The sequence below is a fragment of the Acinetobacter sp. CIP 64.7 genome (genome assembly GCF_000369745.1).
Classification (GTDB): Bacteria; Pseudomonadota; Gammaproteobacteria; order Pseudomonadales; family Moraxellaceae; genus Acinetobacter; species Acinetobacter fasciculus.
Genome location: NZ_KB850179.1, coordinates 1,496,122 through 1,516,525, shown reverse-complemented (window position 1 = coordinate 1,516,525; position 20,404 = coordinate 1,496,122). Strand labels below are relative to the sequence as shown.

General features: G+C 42.9%; 18 protein-coding genes and 1 riboswitch. Of the genes, 8 read left to right on the top strand and 10 right to left on the bottom strand.

Annotated features, from left to right (window positions below):
- Positions 1–186: 186 nt before the first annotated feature.
- From F890_RS13840 to F890_RS13815, 6 genes are all read right to left on the bottom strand, one after another.
- Complete coding sequence (locus F890_RS13840; RefSeq protein ID WP_005261868.1) at positions 187–543, bottom strand: hypothetical protein; 357 nt, start codon at positions 541–543, stop codon at positions 187–189.
- An 18-nt stretch (positions 544–561) separates the two neighbouring features.
- Positions 562–2,007: a protein adenylyltransferase SelO gene (locus tag F890_RS13835; RefSeq protein ID WP_005261870.1), complete on the bottom strand. Its 1,446-nt coding sequence runs from the start codon at positions 2,005–2,007 to the stop codon at positions 562–564.
- Between the two features lie 132 nt (positions 2,008–2,139).
- Complete coding sequence (locus F890_RS13830) at positions 2,140–3,306, bottom strand: acyl-CoA desaturase (RefSeq protein ID WP_005267436.1); 1,167 nt, start codon at positions 3,304–3,306, stop codon at positions 2,140–2,142.
- Positions 3,307–3,747: 441 nt separating this feature from the next.
- Positions 3,748–4,461 carry a glycerophosphodiester phosphodiesterase gene (locus tag F890_RS13825; RefSeq protein ID WP_005267434.1) on the bottom strand — a complete coding sequence of 238 codons (714 nt, stop codon included), beginning with the start codon at positions 4,459–4,461 and terminating at the stop codon, positions 3,748–3,750.
- A 142-nt stretch (positions 4,462–4,603) separates the two neighbouring features.
- Entirely contained in the window at positions 4,604–5,188 is a 585-nt protein-coding gene (locus F890_RS13820) for a cob(I)yrinic acid a,c-diamide adenosyltransferase (protein WP_005267433.1), read from the bottom strand.
- A gap of 92 nt (positions 5,189–5,280) precedes the next feature.
- The gene (locus tag F890_RS13815) at positions 5,281–7,164 is read right to left on the bottom strand and encodes a TonB-dependent receptor plug domain-containing protein (RefSeq protein WP_005267428.1); all 1,884 of its coding nucleotides are present in this window, start codon (positions 7,162–7,164) and stop codon (positions 5,281–5,283) included.
- 37 nt (positions 7,165–7,201) lie between these two features.
- A riboswitch (cobalamin riboswitch) is annotated at positions 7,202–7,413 on the bottom strand.
- 145 nt (positions 7,414–7,558) lie between these two features.
- On the opposite strand from F890_RS13815, the gene F890_RS13810 reads away from it, so the two are divergent.
- On the top strand, positions 7,559–8,203 hold the full coding sequence (locus F890_RS13810) for a phosphoribosylanthranilate isomerase (RefSeq protein WP_005267427.1): 645 nt from the start codon (positions 7,559–7,561) through the stop codon (positions 8,201–8,203).
- Positions 8,184–9,428 carry a tryptophan synthase subunit beta gene (trpB, locus tag F890_RS13805; RefSeq protein ID WP_004732965.1) on the top strand — a complete coding sequence of 415 codons (1,245 nt, stop codon included), beginning with the start codon at positions 8,184–8,186 and terminating at the stop codon, positions 9,426–9,428. The genes F890_RS13810 and trpB overlap by 20 nt, the downstream gene beginning before the upstream one ends.
- A 43-nt stretch (positions 9,429–9,471) precedes the next feature.
- Here trpB and F890_RS13800 read toward each other — a convergent pair whose 3' ends face one another.
- Both F890_RS13800 and F890_RS13795 read right to left on the bottom strand, forming a co-directional pair.
- On the bottom strand, positions 9,472–10,704 hold the full coding sequence (locus F890_RS13800; protein WP_004730312.1) for a transposase: 1,233 nt from the start codon (positions 10,702–10,704) through the stop codon (positions 9,472–9,474).
- A gap of 229 nt (positions 10,705–10,933) precedes the next feature.
- Complete coding sequence (locus F890_RS13795; RefSeq protein WP_005267426.1) at positions 10,934–12,574, bottom strand: acyl-CoA synthetase; 1,641 nt, start codon at positions 12,572–12,574, stop codon at positions 10,934–10,936.
- Between the two features lie 233 nt (positions 12,575–12,807).
- Between F890_RS13795 and F890_RS13790 the strand changes: the two genes are divergently transcribed.
- The 4 genes from F890_RS13790 to infC all read left to right on the top strand — a co-directional run bounded on the left by F890_RS13790 (position 12,808) and on the right by infC (position 17,978).
- On the top strand, positions 12,808–14,094 hold the full coding sequence (locus tag F890_RS13790; protein WP_005267425.1) for a D-arabinono-1,4-lactone oxidase: 1,287 nt from the start codon (positions 12,808–12,810) through the stop codon (positions 14,092–14,094).
- Positions 14,095–14,104: 10 nt separating this feature from the next.
- Positions 14,105–15,274: an alanine racemase gene (locus F890_RS13785; protein WP_005267424.1), complete on the top strand. Its 1,170-nt coding sequence runs from the start codon at positions 14,105–14,107 to the stop codon at positions 15,272–15,274.
- Between the two features lie 224 nt (positions 15,275–15,498).
- Positions 15,499–17,421: a threonine--tRNA ligase gene (gene thrS / locus F890_RS13780; protein WP_004278291.1), complete on the top strand. Its 1,923-nt coding sequence runs from the start codon at positions 15,499–15,501 to the stop codon at positions 17,419–17,421.
- Between the two features lie 5 nt (positions 17,422–17,426).
- Positions 17,427–17,978: a translation initiation factor IF-3 gene (infC, locus tag F890_RS13775; RefSeq protein ID WP_071850398.1), complete on the top strand. Its 552-nt coding sequence runs from the start codon at positions 17,427–17,429 to the stop codon at positions 17,976–17,978.
- Positions 17,979–18,021: 43 nt separating this feature from the next.
- On the opposite strand, the gene F890_RS13770 is transcribed toward infC, so the two are convergent.
- Both F890_RS13770 and F890_RS13765 read right to left on the bottom strand, forming a co-directional pair.
- Entirely contained in the window at positions 18,022–18,573 is a 552-nt protein-coding gene (locus F890_RS13770; protein ID WP_005103316.1) for a hypothetical protein, read from the bottom strand.
- Between the two features lie 102 nt (positions 18,574–18,675).
- Entirely contained in the window at positions 18,676–19,131 is a 456-nt protein-coding gene (locus F890_RS13765) for an Hsp20 family protein (protein ID WP_004732955.1), read from the bottom strand.
- Positions 19,132–19,414: 283 nt separating this feature from the next.
- Here F890_RS13765 and F890_RS13760 point away from each other — a divergent pair, with 283 nt between their 5' ends.
- Positions 19,415–20,035 carry a glutathione S-transferase family protein gene (locus F890_RS13760; protein WP_004732952.1) on the top strand — a complete coding sequence of 207 codons (621 nt, stop codon included), beginning with the start codon at positions 19,415–19,417 and terminating at the stop codon, positions 20,033–20,035.
- A 74-nt stretch (positions 20,036–20,109) separates the two neighbouring features.
- Complete coding sequence (locus tag F890_RS13755; RefSeq protein ID WP_004732951.1) at positions 20,110–20,400, top strand: hypothetical protein; 291 nt, start codon at positions 20,110–20,112, stop codon at positions 20,398–20,400.
- Positions 20,401–20,404: the final 4 nt, after the last annotated feature.

The window sequence follows — 20,404 nt, the reverse complement described above, 5'->3', positions numbered from 1 at the left end:
AGTTCTATAACTTAATATCGTTCCTTCTTTGTACGTACTTTTATGCCTGAAATCAAAATCACGGGTATCATCCGAATATTTTATTTGGTTGCAATAGTGGGCATGATCAGTTGCGAGAATGAAATAACAAATGTCGATTCCATTTCTCTTGTAAAGTTCTAAATTTGAAAGATCTTTAAAGACATCTTAACGGTTGTTAGGTTCCCGATGGTTACTTTTCTTAAAGAATTTTAGTTCTATAGCAGCACAAGTTTGATGATCACCATCTTGATAACGAATTAAAATATCAATTCTTGCTCGCTCAGATTGACTCTTAATACTCGTTGTTTTTAAAGGTAAAAATGTTTCAAACTCTAAATGGAATTTGTCGCTTAACCTAAACTCATACAACTGCCCAAGTGTTTTTAAAATATGTCCTAATTCTAATTGGAAAGCACTTTCGTTATGTGTAATTAATCCTCCAAATGCGAGTTTGTGAGTAAGCAGCTTATATGCTGTTTCAATAATTTCATGTGTCAATTTAGTTTGATCAATTTTTTGCATGTTTTTTGAGTCTATTTATTAAGACGAACAACTCACCATCACTTCAGGCACATCACTTGGCAATGGCGCTAAATCTTCAGGCTGTTCCAAATCGGGCTGTTTCAGGTAAGGCTGACTGAGTAATTTAAACAGACGGTCTACTTCAGAAAAATCATCCCGCTCTGCCAGTTCAATGGCTTTCTGTGCCATATGATTCCGCAGAATATAATGCGGATTGGCCAGTTGCATGGCGGCATCCAATTCTTCTATATCCTGGTGTTCACGGATAGATCTATATTGCGCCAGGAATGCTTCAAACTGGCGTCGGTCCAGACAATCATCTTTAAGGGCTTCATAGTCTTTATTTTGCAACCCGATAAAACTCTGGGTATAGTCTAGTTGCTCACTTTGCAAAATTCGCAGAAAGGCCATAGCGCAGTCAAAACTGTCTTTATGGAAACTTGGCAAGCCCATTTTCTGGTTTAAACCATGTTTATAATGTTCCAAGAATGTTGGTTCATAATGCTCCAGACATGCAGCTAAATCCTGTTTCCATTGTTCTTTGTCATAATCTGTAGGGCAGAGCGGGACCAGATTGTTTAACCATTGCCACAAATTCCAATGTCCGATACTTGGCTGCTGCTGATAGGTATAACGCCCTTGATAATCCGAGTGGTTATTGATCCAGTTCGGACGGAAGCGCTCCATAAAGCCATAAGGACCAAAGTCCAAAGTTGAACCGGTAATATTCAGGTTGTCAGTATTCATCACGCCATGTGCAAAACCAACCAGTTGCCATTTGGCAATCATCACCGCAGTGCGCTGAATAACTTTTGTGGCAAAGCTCAGAATCGGCTGTTCGGCTTGCAGGCATTCTGGATAATGCCATTCGATACATTTCTGGATAAATTCAGCTAGTAGATCTGGCTGATACTGATTGATCCATTCAAAATGGCCGAAACGGATATGACAGTCTGAAGTACGCAACATCATCGCGCCCGGCTCTAGCTTCTCACGCTGAATACCTTGGATTGATGAAGTAAAACCAACTGCATTACTGGATGCTACACCTAAAGCATTTAAGGCATGACCTGCCAGATACTCACGAATGACTGAACGCAGTACTGCACGACCATCGCCCATGCGTGAATAAGGGGTTGCACCAGCACCTTTTAAATGCAGGTCAATGGTCTGATTATTTTTATCCAGAATTTGCGCAATCAACAACCCGCGACCATCTCCCAACTGTCCTGCCCATTGTCCAAACTGATGACCTGCATAGACCATAGCCAAGGGTTCAAATTCAGTAAAAACTTTCTGACCACTACAAATCTCGACCCATTGCGCCTTGTCTTCATCCGACCATTGCAGTTGCTCTGCTAAAGCTGCATTAAAATGTCCGGCTTTCGCACCTTTTAACGGCAGCGGAACTTGATGGTGATAGAGGCGGGCGGGCAGTGTTTGATAGCGAGAGTTAAAATACATGGCATCAGTACAGGATTGGAATAAATTTACTATAACAAAGATAGCTGTATAAAACTGTTGTATAAGCGAGAGTTCACGTTATCTTTCGGACATAAAAAAAGCCCCAATCGGGGCTTTAGTGTTCAACAGCTTTTATTGAGAAACTGCAGATTTTTTCAAATTACGAACCAGTAGATTCAAGGTTTGACGATGATGAGAAAGACGCTGTTCAACCAGCTGGAATTCAACTTTCAGCTTGTCATCCATCTGATGGATTTTTTCAGCCATCGATGCTTTCTTGACCTGAATTTCCTGTTCTTTCAGCTTCGCCCAGTCATTTAAAGTTTGGGTAAATGCATCATATTCCTGTGCGATCTTGGTTTTTACCGCCGAGATATCTTCAGAAACATCATGGCCATATACCGCAAGATCCTGTTCAGCATATTTAAACTTCATTGCCAATTCCGCTTTTTTGATATTAAAGCTAGGAATGCGGCGCAAGTTTTTAGCTAAACCAAGTTTAGAACAAGTCCAGATCAACCATTTAGTTGGATCGTATTGCCACCATTTTACGCCGTTACGGTAATCGTATTGGAAAATGTGGTGATAGTTATGATAACCCTCACCCCAAGTTGCAACCGCGAGTACGAAGTTGTCACGTGCAGTATTTTCGTCGGTATAAGGACGATTTCCCCACATGTGGCATAGCGAGTTAATGAAGAAGGTTACATGATGGCTCAGGATTAAACGCATTAATCCACCCAACAGCAATACGCCCCAGACATCGCCGACTGCCCAGCCAATTGGCAATAAAATCGCAGCATGAACAGTAATCACTAAAGGAACGTAGTATTTGTCCTGAAACATCACCACTTTATCTTTTAATAGATCTGGCGCATTTTTATAGTTGGCAGCACCAGATGGATAATCACGTAACATCCAGCCAATATGTGCATACCAGAAGCCTTTATTGATCGAGTACGGGTCTTGATCAACATCATCGACATGACGGTGATGGGTACGGTGACCAGATGCCCAGAATAAAATACTATTCTGTACAGCAAATGTACCCATAATCATCAAGATGATTTTTAATGGTAAAGTGGCTTCATAAGCACGATGTGCCCACAGGCGATGGTATCCTGCTGTAATGCCGAGGCTGCTTACGCCCAGTAAAACAAACATACTGATCCAAGCGGCAGCGCTAAAATCATGGTGATACGCATACAACGGAATCGCAATCAGGGCTACGATCGGTAAAAATACCAATGCAAACACAGCAATCCAGTTGATGGGGGCTTTGGGTAAGGGAGCATTCATCTCCAACAGCACTCCTAGAACCTCGGAAGGTATAACAAAAAGCAGAAACTACTGTTGGTTTTAACAGCAGCCTATCTTGTCCATATTAGCATGTGCCCTAAGGCATCACTAGCATGATTGTACGGTTGTATTGTACTTGTCGGTAACAGAATAAGTAGGGCAGAAGTGACCATTTTGCGAGCGTAGACGGGTTCTGATTTCCGACTAAGTGACTGAGGATTATCACTCTTTCAGAAAATGGAAACCGAATGAATCAGAGGAAAATAGTTGTTCATAATTTCTACAATATTATCAGGAAATTTGCAGAATATAGAGGTTGGGCAACTTAATTTCACTTTCAAATAAAATCTGATTAAGGAAGATTCACACTTTCATTATTACATTTTCGAAATGGACTGGATCAAGAAATACCTAGATCAATCAAGGCTAAAAGAGGTTGTCTTAGAGTTGTTGTAGCATCAGTTTTGGATAATCGGTAATTAGCCCCTGAATCCCCCAGTCTCGCAGCTGTTTGGCACGGGTGACATCATTGACTGTCCAGACACTGATATTCAACTCGGCAGCCTGCGTGGCTTGAATCAGGTCTTTACTGGCCAGTTCATCCATCCAGCCAATATGACAGCACCCAAGTTCCAGCGCCTGATCAATGGCTTGATGTTTGACATCGGTTTCAATCAATAAACCGCGTTTTAAACGTGAGTTATGCTGTTTGAAAGCATCCAGAATTTTGGCATCAAAGCTGGTAATAATGGCTGCCTGCTCATAACCTTGTAACTGCTGTTCGACTTCAAACGCGATTTTTTCAGCTGCTGCTTCAGAGTCAACACTTTTAATTTCGACTTCAATATGCTCAAAATTTCGAATGACATTTAAGGTTTGATCGAGCAGTGGGGTCGCTTCGATTTTATTCCATTCTGACCAGGCCATTGCGTGATTATATTGGGTAAGATCTTGACGGTTACACTCGTATAGATGCTTCTGCAAACCGGTGGTACGCACAAAGTTGTCATCATGCATGATGATTAAGGCATTGTCTTTGAGTTGACGGACATCAAACTCAACGGCGCGAATGCCGATCTCCTGAATATATTGAAAACCGCCCAAGGTATTTTCAGGGGCTTCGCCACGTGCACCACGATGACCAATTATGCGCATAAGATGCTCATGAGTGGGAAAGTTAAGTTCATTTTGCGAGGGCTACGTGACAGAAGGATGACACTTTCTATTTTCGTCAGATGCTCTGTAAAATCAAGAGACATCTGATGGGTATTTTCAGATGCTAACTTGAAACATAATTTTACTTTTCGATGCTGTCATTGATATTTTTTTGCCACAGCACTTCGGAACCGCCCTCGCTTCGTTGCAGGATGCGTGATGCTACAAATAACCAGTCCGATAAACGGTTAAGTAGTTGCAGTGACGCTGCCTGAATATTTTGGTCACGGTGATGAACTGACATTACGCTGCGTTCTGCACGACGGCAAACCGCACGAGCCTGATGGGCAAAACTACATACCAATGTGCCTGCCGGCAGAATAAAATCTTTGAGCATTGGTAAGGCCGCATTCATTCGGTCGATATCATTTTCCAAAAACTCAATCGATACCGGTTGCACCAGATTAAAACCCGGAATGCAGACTTCGCCGCCCAGATCAAATAGCCAGTGCTGAATCAGGCTTAAAGATTTATCCCAAGCGGCTTGATCTTTAATAGTGCTTGCTGAAATTTGTGCGCGTAATACGCCAATCACGGCATTCAGTTCGTCGACATCGCCGAGTGCATCAATACGTAAATCATCTTTGGCAACACGTGAGCCATCACCGAGTCCGGTAGTGCCTGAATCGCCTGTGCGCGTGTAAATTTTACTTAAACGGTGGCCCATTTGAATTCCTTAATTTTTTAAATGCTGAATATAAAAAGAATCATGCCATAGACATGACATGATTCTCAAAAGTATTTCTAAAAAGGTTGAACTTAGTATTTAAAGGTCACACCGGCAGAAGCAAGACGACCCCCATTTAAGTAGTAGTTTCCATAATCTTGATATGAAGTTTTGAATTTAGTGTCGCCCATATTCTGAATATTTGTGAAAAGCTTAACAGATGGATTTAGATTCCAATGAGCATTGAAATCTGCTGTCATATAACCTGGATTATCATGTTTGTAGTCCCAATCTTTGGAACTAGATTTTGCATTTAAAGACAAGCCCAAGCCATAGTTTTCATTCGTCATACCTACAGTTGCAGTAGCATGGTGACGTGGGCGACGAACGAGATCACGATTATCTGAGTCATCTTTAGGTTGAACATAGCTATATGATAGACGTGTATAGAATTGATCAGCTTGCCATTTCAATGCTGATTCAAATCCTGTCAGAATCGCTTTTTTAATGTTTTGATTTTCGCCTGCTTTATAGGTGATCAAGTTTTCAATTTCATTACGATATAAGCTAAATTCAGAGCTAAAACCATGTGAATAATTTTGATTTAAACCAATTTCATATGAAATGCTTTCCTCTGGTTCTAAATTTGGATTACCTGATGAGCTGTATAAATCATTTGCACTTGGTGCTCTAAAAGCAGTACCGATATTGGTATATACACTTGTATCTGATGTAAGTTTATAACGAAGTGCAGCTTGACCTACAGTATGTTCGCCAAACTGCTTATTATCTTCTAAGCGAATACCCAATTGAGTATTCAATTTATCATTATTAAATTGATGTTGAACATAATATCCATTTGAATCTAATGACGTATTATATTCAGTTCCATAACTTAGACTATTAACATCTGATTTGTTAATCGTTCCACCAATTAATATATTTTGATGCGGTGTTAGCTTCCATCGAGCATTCAGGTCATATTCTTGACGTTCATTTAAAGTGTAGTCAATTTCTGAGCCAACATAGGTAGAATTCCAATTACCTGTAATTTCATCTTGTACCCAATTATATATATCAGTTAAATCATTTTGGACAAGGTTGTCTTCAAATTTAGAGTAGCGCGCATTAAGCTCCCACTGATCATTTAATTTGAGTGCACTCTTTGCAGTGAATAATTTATTTTCAAAGTTATGAGAGCGTTGTGCACCATAATCATCGTATTGGCTTGAGCCTTGATTTTCACTGTATTCGATACTTGCGTTGTATTGGGCTTTATCAATGCCTAATTTGGTGGTAAAACCTTTTTGATCAAAACTTGCTTTGGGAGTGTTGGGAATATCTGTGACAATCGTACCATCAGTTTCAAGGCGTTGACCGCGGATTTGAGTATAGATCCCATTTTCTGCTAAATCAGCCCCAACTACAGATTTATACGTTTTATTTTCACCGATTTCGCCTGTAACAAATCCACCCGACTTTTTAGGGGCTTGGGTAATGATTTGAACAACACCGCCAATCGCATCTGAGCCATAAAGTACAGAGGCAGGACCTTTTAATACTTCAACTTGTTTGATATCAGTGGTATCAATAAAAGCCAAAGATGCTGCGTTAGATGTTGCTGTGTTAAGTCGAACACCATCACGTAATACGAGGGTATGATCTGATTCAGTACCACGTAAGAAGATCGATGATTGTTGACCAATACCTCCTGCTTGAACCATGTTGATAGATGCATCATTCTTTAATAGTTCTGGAAGTGATGTAATCGATGATTGCTCAAGAATTGCAGGCTCAATAATCGAGATGCGTGCAGGGACATTTTCAATGTTTTCTGCAGAACGAGTTGCTGTAACCACAATGGTATCTAAAGATGCTTTCGCAACTTTTTGCTCGTTAGCAAAAACAGATGAAGTGGTACCCAACGCAAGTGCGATCGCACCTACCAAGGCAGTAGGTTGACAATGAAGTGACATGTTAAAGCTCCCTACATTCACTTCCCCGTGAATGATTGAGTTATAGAACACAGCAAGCAGGTTTCCGGACTTAAATGTGCAAAGCAGCGACTTTGCTGTATATCCACCTTCCCACATCAAGATGCAGTGGTGTAAACCAAAGAGTTTAAATTGATAGACGTTTCATTTTTTACCGTTGCGGGGGCAGTGCTGGATTTACACCAGCTTCCCTAAAGCCTGAAGGCTTGGACTTGCTGCAAAGTGAGCGCAGTATAAAGTCAGTATGAGTTATATACAATCTGCATAGAGAATAATCCGGATGAACTTTTACGCAATTCAGAAAAATTGCATTACAATGATTTGCCCCAATCTTACAGATTGTTCAATACATTGGTAGATCTAGAGCCAACATAATATGCGAACCCGTGCCAAAATTTGTGGAATTACCCGAGTCGAAGATGTACATGCCGTAGCCAATGCTGGCTGTGACGCGATAGGATTTGTATTTTATCCACCGAGTCCGCGTCATGTCACTTTAGAGCAGGTTGAAATCCTGATCCGGGCGATTCCGGCGTATGTGCAGGCCGTAGGTTTATTTGTGAATAGTCATGCAGATGAAATTCAGGATATTCTGAAAACCGTTCCACTGGATATTTTACAATTTCATGGCGATGAAACACCTGAACAGTGTCAGGCTATCGCCCAGCAGGTCGGACGCCGTTGGTATAAAGCCATTCAGGTAAAACCTGATCTGGATGCAGTCGCAGAAATTCAAGGTTATCAAGATGCAGGCGCAAGCGCAGTGCTATTAGATGCATGGCATCCTGATCTGAAAGGTGGCACAGGGCACAGCTTCGATTGGGACACATTTCCCAAACTCGATATTCCCTTGATCTTGGCAGGCGGTTTAAATCCTGACAATATTGAACAGGCAATTCTCACCACACAGGCGTATGCCGTCGATGTGAGTGGCGGTGTCGAGTCCGCAAAAGGTATTAAAGACCAACAACTCATAGAACGCTTTATGCAAGGAGTCCATCGTGGATCAGCAAAGTACTAGCCAGAACAGTCAGGCAGTTGACTATACCCAATTCCCGGATGAACGCGGGCATTTCGGTATTCATGGCGGACGTTTTGTGTCAGAAACACTCATGGCGGCTTTAGAAGACTTGGAAAAGCTCTATTTCCGTATGAAAGATGATGCGCAGTTTTTGGCAGAATTTGACCGTGACATGGCGTTTTACGTCGGTCGTCCGAGTCCTTTATATCATGCTGAACGATGGTCGAAAGAGTTGGGTGGCGCACAGATTTACCTGAAACGTGAAGACCTGAACCATACCGGTTCGCACAAAGTAAATAACACAATCGGTCAGGCCTTACTGGCGAAGCTTTCCGGCAAGAAACGTATTATTGCCGAAACAGGTGCAGGCCAGCATGGTGTAGCAACGGCAACAATTGCAGCACGTTTAGGTCTTGAATGTGTAGTATTCATGGGCGCAGACGATGTAAAACGTCAGGCGATGAACGTCTACCGTATGCGTTTATTAGGCGCGACGGTTGTGCCGGTAGAAAGTGGCTCCAAAACATTGAAAGATGCCATGAATGAAGCCATGCGTGACTGGGTGACCAATGTTGATTCAACTTATTACGTGATTGGTACTGTGGCAGGTCCACACCCATATCCGCAACTGGTTCGTGATTTCCAGTCGATCATTGGTCGTGAAGCACGCCGTCAGATTCTGGAACAGGCTGGCCGTCTGCCAGATGCACTGGTAGCATGTGTCGGTGGTGGATCTAATGCAATGGGCTTGTTCTATCCATTCCTGAATGACCAAGATGTGAAAATGTACGGCGTTGAAGCAGCAGGTCATGGGATTGAATCAGGTAAACATTCTGCGCCATTGAATGCCGGTCATGTCGGTGTTCTGCATGGTAACCGTACTTATCTGATGTCGGATGCGCAAGGCCAGATCATCGAAACCCATTCAATTTCTGCAGGTCTGGATTATCCGGGTGTGGGTCCGGAACATAGCTTCCTGAAAGATATGGATCGTGTTAAATACGTACCAATTAATGACCAAGAAGCCCTACAAGGTTTCCGCGACTTGACCAAGATTGAAGGCATTATTCCGGCGTTAGAAAGCGCACATGCTATGGCTTATGTCACTAAACTTGCACCGACTATGGACAAGGATCAAATTATTATTGCGACGGTTTCAGGTCGTGGTGATAAAGACTTGATGACTGTGGCACGCATTGATGGGGTAGAAATGGTTGAGATGTAAGTTCCTTAAAGTCCTCTCCTTGCAGGCATAGGTATCTACACATCTATGAGATACCTAATGCCATTGTGGCTATCTCATTGAGTTCATCTATTGAATATTCCGAGAGCAGTTGAAGAGTGTTCAGTAAAATCGAAAGCCCTGCCAATAAGGCAGGTGCACTTTCCAACCTACCTCTTTTCTGCTGCCGACCTGAAAGACGGGTGAGAAATACACGAATTTTCTGATGGTGTTCATCTTCAGAACGCTGGATTCGCCAAGTTAAAACACAAGCCATACAGCTAATCAGTAACCGCCTTAAAATGGCTTCAGGTCTGGTCTGAAGCCATGCTTCAATATCATGACCTGCCTGCTTGAGCAGCTTGAAATAGCATTCAATTGTCCAGCGCCAGTAATACCAGGTTGTCATCTCTACCGTAGTAATCTCTGATGGAACATTGCTGATTAGTGACCATCTTGCGACGGTCTTATCCTGATCATCTTTCACTACGGCAACAATTAATCTGGCTTCAATCGCACTCCCTGGCTGGGGAGCAACCCGTTGGCCTGAATCGTCATTTCTCTTCGGTTTTGCTGCACGTGTTATCCGGATAGCAGTTTCTCCCACATGCAACATATGCCGGTTTCCTTTATAGGCAATCGGCTGGACCTGCTGCGTTTCTACTCGTTCTGCGGCTTCTGCAACTTTGCATGTTTTGCCCTGATGCTCAATTCGATGGCCTTCTTTCGCCCGAATCAGCCATTTAAAACCCTGGCTGCTCATTTCCCTTAGGTGGGCAATGGAGTCACCTTCACGATCAATGATATGAACACATGTTTTCTCAATGGGATATTGTTCAATCACTTTGATTTGTTCGGTAAGTGAATCTAGATGAGATTTGCGCCCAGCAGAGTGTTGACTGAATGTGGAATAGCAGCCTGAGGCATCTGATAGTGTCTGCGCCAGTGGCGCAATAGGTAGTCCCGAGGCTGCATCAACCAGCAGACTGCTTTGCAATTCATAGCCTGAATCATATTGATGGGTTCTTTGCAGGCGCTGAATTTTATGATGGTGTTTCACATACTGTAGCTGAGACCAGTCATGAACAATCAATGCATATTGATGCGGTGATGCCTTGATCTGTTCACATGCAAGATGTTCAATTGGCTGGTTTAACTGACTAAAAGAGATTTTGTCATTATTCAGGAATCGCCAGACCGCTTGTGTGGTTGCGAAACTCGACTTTTGGGCAGAAGCCAGGTCTTTGATTGCCGGAGCAAGTGAAGCAAGAGGGTTCATATTGAGCTTTACAAGGCTGTTATAGCGCTTGACAAGACGCTGATCCAGGCCAGAGATGTTAAATTGAAGAGCATGCTCTTCAATTTAACGCAAAGTTCAGGAATTGTGTAGATACCTATGCCTTGCAGGAGAGGGTTTGGGAGAGGTTATTTCAATAAAAAATCGTGCTAAGTTTTCTTAGCACGATTTTTTTATTGAGCAGATTTTAAAAGAATATACTTGTATGGAATTAAGAAAATTCACCTTGCGCACGCTCTTTAGCCCATTCACGTAAAACAAATTTCTGTAATTTACCGGTCGAAGTTTTTGGAATTTCGGTAATCACTAGATCTTTAGGTACTTTAAAACGCGCTAAATGCTGTTTGCAGAATTCCATAATTTCTTCTTCGGTGGCTTTTGTTCCTTCTTTGAGTTCAATAAAGGCACAAGGAACTTCCTGCCAGCGTGGATCAGGCTTGGCGACTACCGCCGCAGTCAGCACCGCCGGATGCTGATACAGCACTTCCTCCACTTCAAGTGATGAAATATTTTCCCCGCCGGAAATAATCACGTCTTTAGAGCGGTCGGTAATTTTGGCATAGCCATCCGGTTGGCAAACTGCCAGATCTCCTGTATGGAACCAGCCTCCCGCAAAGGCTTCCGCGGTAGCTTCGGGATTTTTCAGATAGCCTTTCATCACGATATTGCCACGGAACATGATTTCACCCATGGTCTGGCCATCGTGTGGCACTTCCTGCATGGTATCCGGATCAAGTACTTTCATGCCATCTTGCAATGGATACGGTACGCCCTGACGGGAGTGCAACTGCGCCTGTTCCTGAATGGATAAATCACTCCAGCCTGCCTGAGATGCACATAGGGCAGAAGGGCCATAGGTTTCAGTCAAGCCATAAACATGCGTTACATTAATACCGATATTGCGCATGCCTTCGATAATCGCAGCTGGCGGTGCAGCACCCGCGACCATCACTTCGACACGGTGATCAATCTTGGCCTTTTTCTCTTCAGGTGCGTTAATCAGCATTGACAAGACAATCGGTGCCCCACAGAAGTAATCGACTTTATGTTCAGCAATCAGTTTAAAGATCAGTTCAGCATCGACTTTACGCAAGCAAACGTTGGTTCCGCCATTGGCCGCCATGGTCCAGGCAAAGCACCAGCCATTACAGTGGAACAGCGGAAGTGTCCATAAATAGGTAGCGCGTGGTGTCATGCCACAGGCGATAATATTACTGGCTGCGTTAATGTAGGCACCACGATGATGATAGACCACGCCTTTCGGGTTGCCGGTGGTCCCAGAAGTGTAACTTAAACTGATGGCATCCCATTCATCTTGAGGTAAATGCCATTCAAAGTTTGCATCGCCTTGCGCAATCCAGTCTTCATATTCGATTTGGCCAATACGCTGGTCTTCACCTTCAAACTCTGCATCAGCCACATCAATGACATAAATGTCTTGTGAAACTAGAGCGAGTGCTTCAGTCGCAAGTGCAGTAAATTCAGGATCAACCAATAATACTTTGCTCTCAGCATGTTCCAGCATGAAAGCAAGGGTCTTGGCATCCAGACGGGTATTTAAGGTATTCAGGACGGCACCTGCCATTGGTACAGCAAAATGCGCTTCGATCATGGCAGGGACGTTAGGCAGCAGGACAGACACGGTATCATTTTTACCGATGCCTAATTTTTGGAGTTGGTTGGCAAACTGACGACAACGGTTGTATTTCTCACGCCAGGTAATACGACGCTTACCGTGAATAATCGCGTTCTGGTTTGGATAGATATAAGCTGCACGATCAAGATAGCGTAAAGGTGATAAGGCTACAAAATTCGCGGGGGTACGCGGTAATTCATCATATGCGCTAACCATTGTAAAACTCCGTTCTATATTTATTTTCATATCCTGTTGAAAAGATATGTATTTCTCAGAAATCTTGCATTTATGCTTTAGTCGAGTGCGATTTTACAAATTTTAAGTATTTGAATATTAATAAAAATATTTAACCCTACTTAAATGTTTTGAACGCATGGGTTCCCAAGTTTGATTTTTTAGGTATTTTACTCTAGTTCAGCCATTAAAATAATATGAGCCCAGGAAGAATAATGAAAATACAACAGGCGAATGACGTCTGGCGAAACTGGTCGGGGAGCCAGTTCAGTGCCGCTCGGATTGTTCAGCCCAGCCAGATCAGTGAATTACAAAGTTTAGTGAAGACCCATGCACACATTTGTGCAGTGGGTGCAGGACATTCATTTAGCCCATTGGCCAAAACAGATGAGGTGTTGCTTAATCTCGATTTGTTAAAAGGTATCGTTGCCTTTGATCAAGAGAAAACCCAATGCACTGTGCAGGCCGGTACGCGTTTATATGATTTAGGGAAAGATCTGGCACCGATCAATCAGGCCTTAATCAATCAGGGTGATATAGACCAGCAAAGTCTGGCCGGAGCGATTTCTACCGGAACGCATGGCACGGGCATCGATTTACCTTGCATCTCTGCTTTTGTGGAAGGCTTTGAATTACTGACCGCGGATGGAGAGCTGTTGCAATGTCATCGTGAGCAGAATGCTGAGATATTTCAGGCTGGACGGGTGGCATTGGGCAGCTTGGGCATATTGACCCAAATAACCCTGCAAAATCGACCACGATATAAACTAAAAGAACAGATCCAGCTCTGTTCATTAAAAGACATATTTACCCATATTGGTCAATGGAAACATCAGCACCGACATATTGAGTTTTGGGCTTTTCTGCATGCCGATCAGGTGATACTGAAAACCCTGGATGACACGGAGGATGACATTCAGCCGAGACAGGAAAGCTGGCCTTCGGAAGATACTTTATTAACCGTATGTTCGGAATTGACGCGACTTTTCCCAAAGACAAATCCCTATCTGCAAAAACTGCTGAGTGTGTTTGTTAAATCGACTTGCTATGTAGATTGGTCATCCCGGATTTTTCCGACCCCGCGCCAGAACAAATTTAATGAAATGGAATATCAGATTCCGGTTGATTCAGGCTTGCAGTGTCTGGACGAGATTCTGCATATTTTACGTAAACATCAGGTGCCGATGTTTTTCCCGATCGAGTTCCGTTATGTCAAAGGCGATGAGATCTGGCTGAGTCCTTTTTATCAGCGCGATTCAGTGTCTATTTCTATTCACCAGTTCTATAAACAGGATTACCGCACCATCTTTGATCTGATTGAACCGATTTTACAGAAATATCAGGGACGGCCGCATTGGGGCAAATTGCATAGCATGAGCACCGCTTCGCTGCGCGAACTCTACCCAAAATGGGATAATTTCATGGTGCTACGTCAGCAATTGGATCCACAGCAAAAATGGCTGAATCCATATTTAAAAGAATTGTTTTTATCTGGGAAATGAGGAGAGGGCGATGCAATCAAATTATTTTCAGCAACTGACGCAGGAATTAAAACGGCAGGGCACTGGCACACCGCAACTGATTTTAGATTTAAAAACCTATCAACGTAATTTGGACTATGTACAGTCAAAATTGCCTGCGAAGTTAAAACCACGTCTGGTAGTGAAGTCTTTAGCCAGCATTCAGCTACTCAAACTGGCCAGTGAAAAACTAAATACCCAGCGCTTTATGGTCTTTCATCTGCCGCATCTGCTGGAGATTATAGGGACATTTCAGCAAGCCGATATCTTGTTGGGTAAACCGATGCCGATTCAGGCAGTCAAACATTTTTATCAAACTTTGTCTGATCAAAATAAAGCCAATGATCAAGTAATTATTCAATGGCTAATTGATGATGTGGAGCGATTAAAACAATATCTGCAACTCGCGCAAGAATTGTATCTTAGCTTAAATCTCAATATTGAAATTGATGTGGGGCTGCATCGTGGCGGCGTACAAAATCAGTCTGAATTTATAGCTTTGCTTAAGCTGATTCAACACAACGCGGCTTATCTCAAACTTTCGGGTCTAATGGGCTATGATGCACATGTGGCGAAACTGCCTAAAATTTTGAAAAGTCCCGACAAAAGTTATCAGCAATCGCAGCAGATGTATCAACAATACAAAACTATTTTGCAGCAGCAATTCCCGGATTTATGGCATGAAGGTCTGTGTTTTAATGGCGGTGGCAGTCCAACCTTTATGCAGCATTGTCAGCAAAGTATCTGCAATGATCTGGCTTTTGGTTCGATGCTGCTTAAGCCGAGTGATTTTGATCTGGAAAATTTATCCGCTTTAAAGTGTGCACTCTGGATTGCTGCGCCCATTTTAAAAGTGTTGCCCTATAGCCAGATTCCCGGTTTGGAACTACTAAATCATCTTCCACATCAATATAAAGCCATATTTATTTACGGAGGCTATTGGCGAGCAGATTATATTTATCCTGAAAAAAGCCGACCGCATATATTGTATGGCCGCAGCAGCAATCAGGAAATGCTTCAGGTGCCCATGCAGTGCGATATTCATGTCGATGATTATGTGTTTTTAAGACCGACACAAAGTGAAGCGCTGATCCCACAATTTGCCCAGCTGTATGTTTATGTAGAGGGAAAGTTTATCCAGTGGCAGACGTTCCGGGAATAACGAGATTTTGAACTGAAAAATGAGCCTAAGCCTTTAAAGATCAGGCACAGATTTGACGGTAAATCTTATTTTTATTGGGAAAAGGTTTAATCATGCGGCCAAGCCGTGTAAAATTCGAATCGATTTTATTTATCCACCGTTTTTATCTTTTGAGGCTGTGCCTCGATCATAATCTCGCGGTGATATGCTCCATGGTACGGGGCATCACTCCTTAAGGATTTCTTATGCCAATTATCACTTTGCCAAATGGCGATCAAAAACAGTTTGATCACGCCGTATCTGTGATGGACGTTGCACTTAGCATTGGTCCTGGTCTTGCAAAAAATACAGTTGCTGGTCGTGTCAACGATCGTTTGGTTGATGCGTCTGATCTCATCACTGAAGATGCAACACTACAAATTATCACGCCTAAAGACGAAGCCGGTGTCGAGATCATTCGCCATTCTTGCGCGCATTTGGTCGGTCATGCGGTTAAGCAACTGTTCCCAGAAGCAAAGATGGTCATTGGTCCGGTCATTGAGGAAGGTTTCTACTATGACATCTGGATGCCACGTCCGTTTACCTTAGACGACATGGCAGCGATTGAAGAGCGTATGAAAAAGCTCATCGACCAAGACTATGATGTTGTGAAGAAGATGACGCCACGTGATGAAGTGATTGCTGAATTCACTGCGCGTGGCGAAGAATACAAATTGCGCTTGATCGCAGACATGCCTGAAGAAACGCAAATGGGCTTGTACTACCATCAGGATTATTTGGATATGTGCCGTGGTCCGCACGTACCAAACACCAAATTCCTAAAATCGTTCAAGCTGACTAAAATCTCTGGTGCTTACTGGCGCGGTGATGCGAAAAACGAACAGCTACAACGTATTTACGGTACAGCGTGGGCAGACAAGAAGCAGCTTGCAGCCTATGTAAAACGGATTGAAGAAGCAGAAAAACGCGACCACCGTAAAATCGGTAAAGCGCTTGATCTGTTCCATATGCAAGAAGAAGCACCAGGTATGGTGTTCTGGCATCCGAACGGCTGGACCATTTACCAAGTGCTTGAACAATACATGCGTAAAGTTCAGCAAGACAATGGCTATGAAGAAATCCGCACACCGCAAGTGGTTGACTTCACATTGTGGGAAAAATCGGGACATGCTGCTAACTATGCAGACAACATGTTCACCACGCATTCTGAAAACCGCAACTATGCGGTGAAGCCAATGAATTGTCCTTGTCACGTACAAGTGTTCAATCAAGGCTTGAAGTCGTATCGTGATCTTCCTGTTCGTTTGGCAGAGTTTGGTTCATGTCACCGTAACGAGCCATCTGGTTCATTGCACGGCATTATGCGTGTACGTGGCTTTACACAAGATGATGCGCACATTTTCTGTACCAAAGAACAGATTGGTCCTGAAGTTGCAGACTTTATCAAATTGACACTGGATGTATACAAAGACTTTGGCTTTGAAGAAGTACAAATGAAGTTGTCGACGCGTCCTGAAAAACGTGTGGGTGATGACAAGCTTTGGGATATGGCAGAAAAATCTTTGGCAGATGCTTTAGATGCTGCAGGTCTTGAGTGGGAACTTCAACCAGGCGAAGGCGCATTCTACGGTCCGAAGATTGAATTCTCTCTGAAAGACTGCTTAGGTCGTGTCTGGCAGTGTGGTACCATTCAGTGTGACTTTAACTTGCCAGAACGTCTGGATGCATCTTATGTCACTGAAGATAATGACCGCGATCAGCCAGTAATGTTACATCGTGCAATTCTTGGCAGCTTCGAGCGTTTTATTGGTATACTGATTGAACACTACGCAGGCTTCATGCCACCTTGGTTGGCACCAATGCAAGCGTGTGTGATGAACATTACCGATTCTCAAGCTGAGGCATGTGAGTCAGTCGTCGCAAAACTTAAAGAAAACGGTATCCGTGCAATTTCTGACTTGAGAAATGAGAAAATCGGCTTTAAGATTCGTGAACGTACATTAGAGCGTATTCCTTACTTACTGGTACTTGGGGACCGTGAAGTAGAGGAAGGTACCGTAAACGTGCGTACCCGCTCAGGAACAAATTTGGGTACTATGTCAATCGATGCTTTCGTTGACCTAGTAAAAGCAGCCGTAGCCGAACGCGGCCGGTACATTGTGGAGTAACAGCGATTAAACAGCCTGACCGTAATCAACAGGGCGGTAACAAATCAAACCGTCCTGCCTTGAATGATGAAATTCGTGCGAAAGAAGTCCGTCTTGTAGACGAAAATGGTGAGCAGAAAGGGATTGTAAGCTTAGCTGACGCCCTACGCGCAGCAGAAAGTGTTGAACTTGATCTTGTTGAGATCGTAGCAAACGCTGAGCCACCAGTATGTAAGATCATGGACTTCAACAAGCATTTGTTTGATCTTAAGCAAAAGCAGAAAGAAGCGAAGAAAAAACAACATCAAGTCCAGGTGAAAGAAATCAAGCTACGCCCGGGTACTGATGTTGGTGATTACAACGTAAAACTACGTGCAATCATCAAGTTCCTTGAAGAAGGTAATAAGGTGAAAATCACGCTTCGTTTCCGTGGTCGTGAAATGGCGCACCAACAGTTGGGTCTAGCTCAATTGCAAAAAATTGAAGCTGACGTGGCTGAATTCGGTACTGTTGAGCAGATGCCGAAAATGGAAGGCCGTCAAATGGGTATGCTACTTGGTCCTAAAAAGAAAAAGTAAGCACTCATTAAGCGAAAAAAGCCCTGCATATGCAGGGCTTTTTTTATTCTTTAAAATTCCAGGCGCTTTGTATGGCGTACATAATCTGTTGAGCTTGCTGGCGGGAAAACATCGACAGCTGAATCCGGAAAAATCCAAGACAAATTTGATTCATCAGACCGGGCTGGCACAATTTAAAATCCAAAGTGCCATCGCGTTGACTAATCACATGCGCTGGCATGTTATAGAGCCAGCGTTTGAGGTGCGCTTTGAGAGAATCATAGCGCGGATTCAGAAAACTATACTGTACGGAATGTCGTTTTAAGCACAGGCTGATGCGGAAACCGGCCAAAGTATAATAAATGGCTTGTGAGGTTATTTTGAGTTTGGTTCCCTGCATAAGCAGCGAAAGACCAAGAAAGCCGCCAATATAAATATAAAAGTCAGGAGACTCCTGCCATAAAAATAATAGTCCTTGGAAAAAACTGGAATTGCTACGCACACTGCTGAAATAAAAAATGCTGAATATTCCGACCGGATAACAAAACAGCAAATATTCCGTAGTGCGCATGATCGGGCTAGCTTGATGAAACAGGATGTTTTCTGGCACATTCATGGTTTATTTTTATGATCAGAAAGCGTATTGCTAATGAGCTTAGGTAATCTGTAGCCAAAAAGAAAGGCCCTTTCGGACCTTCCTTTGCGTACTTAATCAAGCTTATTCCACTGATTTTTCATCGTTTGCAATGAGCAGTTTATTGCCAATCGGGATTTGACGTGGCAATTTTTCTTCTGGAATAATGCGCTGCAAGTCGATGATCAATAAACCATTTTCATAGTCTGCCTGTTGTACCTCTATATATTCATCCAGACGTAAAGACAATTTAAATGCACGTCGCGCAATGCCTTTGTACAGGAATTCAATACTGTCATTGCTCTGGTTTTCAGGCTTGCCTAGGATGGTCAGCAACTTATTTTCCAGACGAATGTCGAGTTCTTCCTGACGAAAACCCGCAGTTGCCACCACGATGCGGTAATTATTCTCACCACGCTTTTCGATATTATACGGTGGGTAATTCGGTGCATCGCTTTGCATGGCATAGTCAATAAAGTCATTCAAGCGATCAAAGCCAATACTACGACGAAATAATGGATGAAGATTTAAGTTACTCATGATTAGAACCTTCTCACTAAAGCAAAGTTATAAAAACAAGAAAATAAGATCTGTCATGTCAGACATCAACAGCGCATAAGATTGACGCAATCCTTATGCAGAAATAAATATGTGTTTGGAGCTGAAATTTTCAAGATCAAAAAGAAAAAAATATATAAATTTTTAATAAGATTTTGATATTTATTGAAAAATAATTTTAAAATGCAGACTTGTTGTTTCTTTCTAAATCCTCTATGTTGAGTACATCGTCGCATAGTAAAAGTGCAGGGAGTATTAGAAGAAAATGATCGATTTATATTATTGGGGCACCCCCAACGGCCATAAAATTAGTATTGCTCTAGAAGAAATGGGGCTGGAATATCAAATTATTCCCATCAATATTCTGGAAAATGACCAGTTCCAGTCCGATTTTCTGGCTATTTCTCCCAATAATAAAATCCCGGCAATTGTTGATCAGGATGGGCCACATGGCCGCGCCATTTCAATTTTTGAGTCAGGTGCGATCTTGCAATATCTGGGTCGCAAAACAAGTCTGTTTTATCCAGCCGATGAAGTGAAGCGTATTCAGGTCGAACAGTGGCTGATGTGGCAAATGGGCGGTTTGGGGCCGATGCTCGGGCAAAATCATCACTTTAGCCGTTTTGCACCTGAGCGGATTGCTTATGCCACAGAGCGCTATGTCAATGAAAGCAAGCGTTTATATGGGGTGTTGAATAAACAGCTGGTCGGGCAGGAGTATGTGGCTGGCGAATACTCGATTGCAGATATGGCCATTTTCCCTTGGTTATTACGGCATGACTGGCAGCAGATCACTCTGGAAGACTATCCTGAAGTTTCCAAATATATCGATCGTTTGAATGCTCGTCCTGCGGTTCAGAAAGCGTTGGCAATACAGGTCAGTTAAGCGTCTGCCTTTATGTTAAAATAGCCTTAAGCAAATAAAGCCACCCTTACGGTGGTTTTTTATTGGATGGATATATGAACGATTTTCTTCTGAACTTTACCAAGATTGTTGAAAGTAATACCCGAATTTACTGGAGCATTCTTTTCGGCATTGCTGCATGTTTAGTGCTGTATGTTGCTGAAATTGTGCATATCGATCAGGTGATTGCTGCCCTAAATACCAAAGATCAGCAGATTCTCCGTGCTGCAATTGCACCGCTCAATGAGCAGTATAAGTGGGCGCGGATCATGGCGATGGTGACGGCAGTCGTTTGGTCCAGTTGGGAATACAGTAAAGCCAAGAAAAAAATGGGCTTGAGCCATTAATGCT

Excerpts from the sequence above, each read along its gene's own strand:
- F890_RS13795 (WP_005267426.1), bottom strand. The coding sequence starts at position 12,574 with ATGGTTAGCGCATATGATGAATTACCGCGTACCCCCGCGAATTTTGTA.
- F890_RS13810 (WP_005267427.1), top strand. The coding sequence starts at position 7,559 with ATGCGAACCCGTGCCAAAATTTGTGGAATTACCCGAGTCGAAGATGTA.
- F890_RS13790 (WP_005267425.1), top strand. The coding sequence starts at position 12,808 with ATGAAAATACAACAGGCGAATGACGTCTGGCGAAACTGGTCGGGGAGC.
- F890_RS13800 (WP_004730312.1), bottom strand. The coding sequence starts at position 10,704 with ATGAACCCTCTTGCTTCACTTGCTCCGGCAATCAAAGACCTGGCTTCT.
- F890_RS13785 (WP_005267424.1), top strand. The coding sequence starts at position 14,105 with ATGCAATCAAATTATTTTCAGCAACTGACGCAGGAATTAAAACGGCAG.
- F890_RS13825 (WP_005267434.1), bottom strand. The coding sequence starts at position 4,461 with ATGCGCATAATTGGTCATCGTGGTGCACGTGGCGAAGCCCCTGAAAAT.
- F890_RS13765 (WP_004732955.1), bottom strand. The coding sequence starts at position 19,131 with ATGAGTAACTTAAATCTTCATCCATTATTTCGTCGTAGTATTGGCTTT.
- F890_RS13840 (WP_005261868.1), bottom strand. The coding sequence starts at position 543 with ATGCAAAAAATTGATCAAACTAAATTGACACATGAAATTATTGAAACA.
- F890_RS13755 (WP_004732951.1), top strand. The coding sequence starts at position 20,110 with ATGAACGATTTTCTTCTGAACTTTACCAAGATTGTTGAAAGTAATACC.
- F890_RS13820 (WP_005267433.1), bottom strand. The coding sequence starts at position 5,188 with ATGGGCCACCGTTTAAGTAAAATTTACACGCGCACAGGCGATTCAGGC.
- thrS (WP_004278291.1), top strand. The coding sequence starts at position 15,499 with ATGCCAATTATCACTTTGCCAAATGGCGATCAAAAACAGTTTGATCAC.
- F890_RS13760 (WP_004732952.1), top strand. The coding sequence starts at position 19,415 with ATGATCGATTTATATTATTGGGGCACCCCCAACGGCCATAAAATTAGT.
- F890_RS13770 (WP_005103316.1), bottom strand. The coding sequence starts at position 18,573 with ATGAATGTGCCAGAAAACATCCTGTTTCATCAAGCTAGCCCGATCATG.
- F890_RS13830 (WP_005267436.1), bottom strand. The coding sequence starts at position 3,306 with ATGAATGCTCCCTTACCCAAAGCCCCCATCAACTGGATTGCTGTGTTT.
- F890_RS13835 (WP_005261870.1), bottom strand. The coding sequence starts at position 2,007 with ATGTATTTTAACTCTCGCTATCAAACACTGCCCGCCCGCCTCTATCAC.
- F890_RS13815 (WP_005267428.1), bottom strand. The coding sequence starts at position 7,164 with ATGTCACTTCATTGTCAACCTACTGCCTTGGTAGGTGCGATCGCACTT.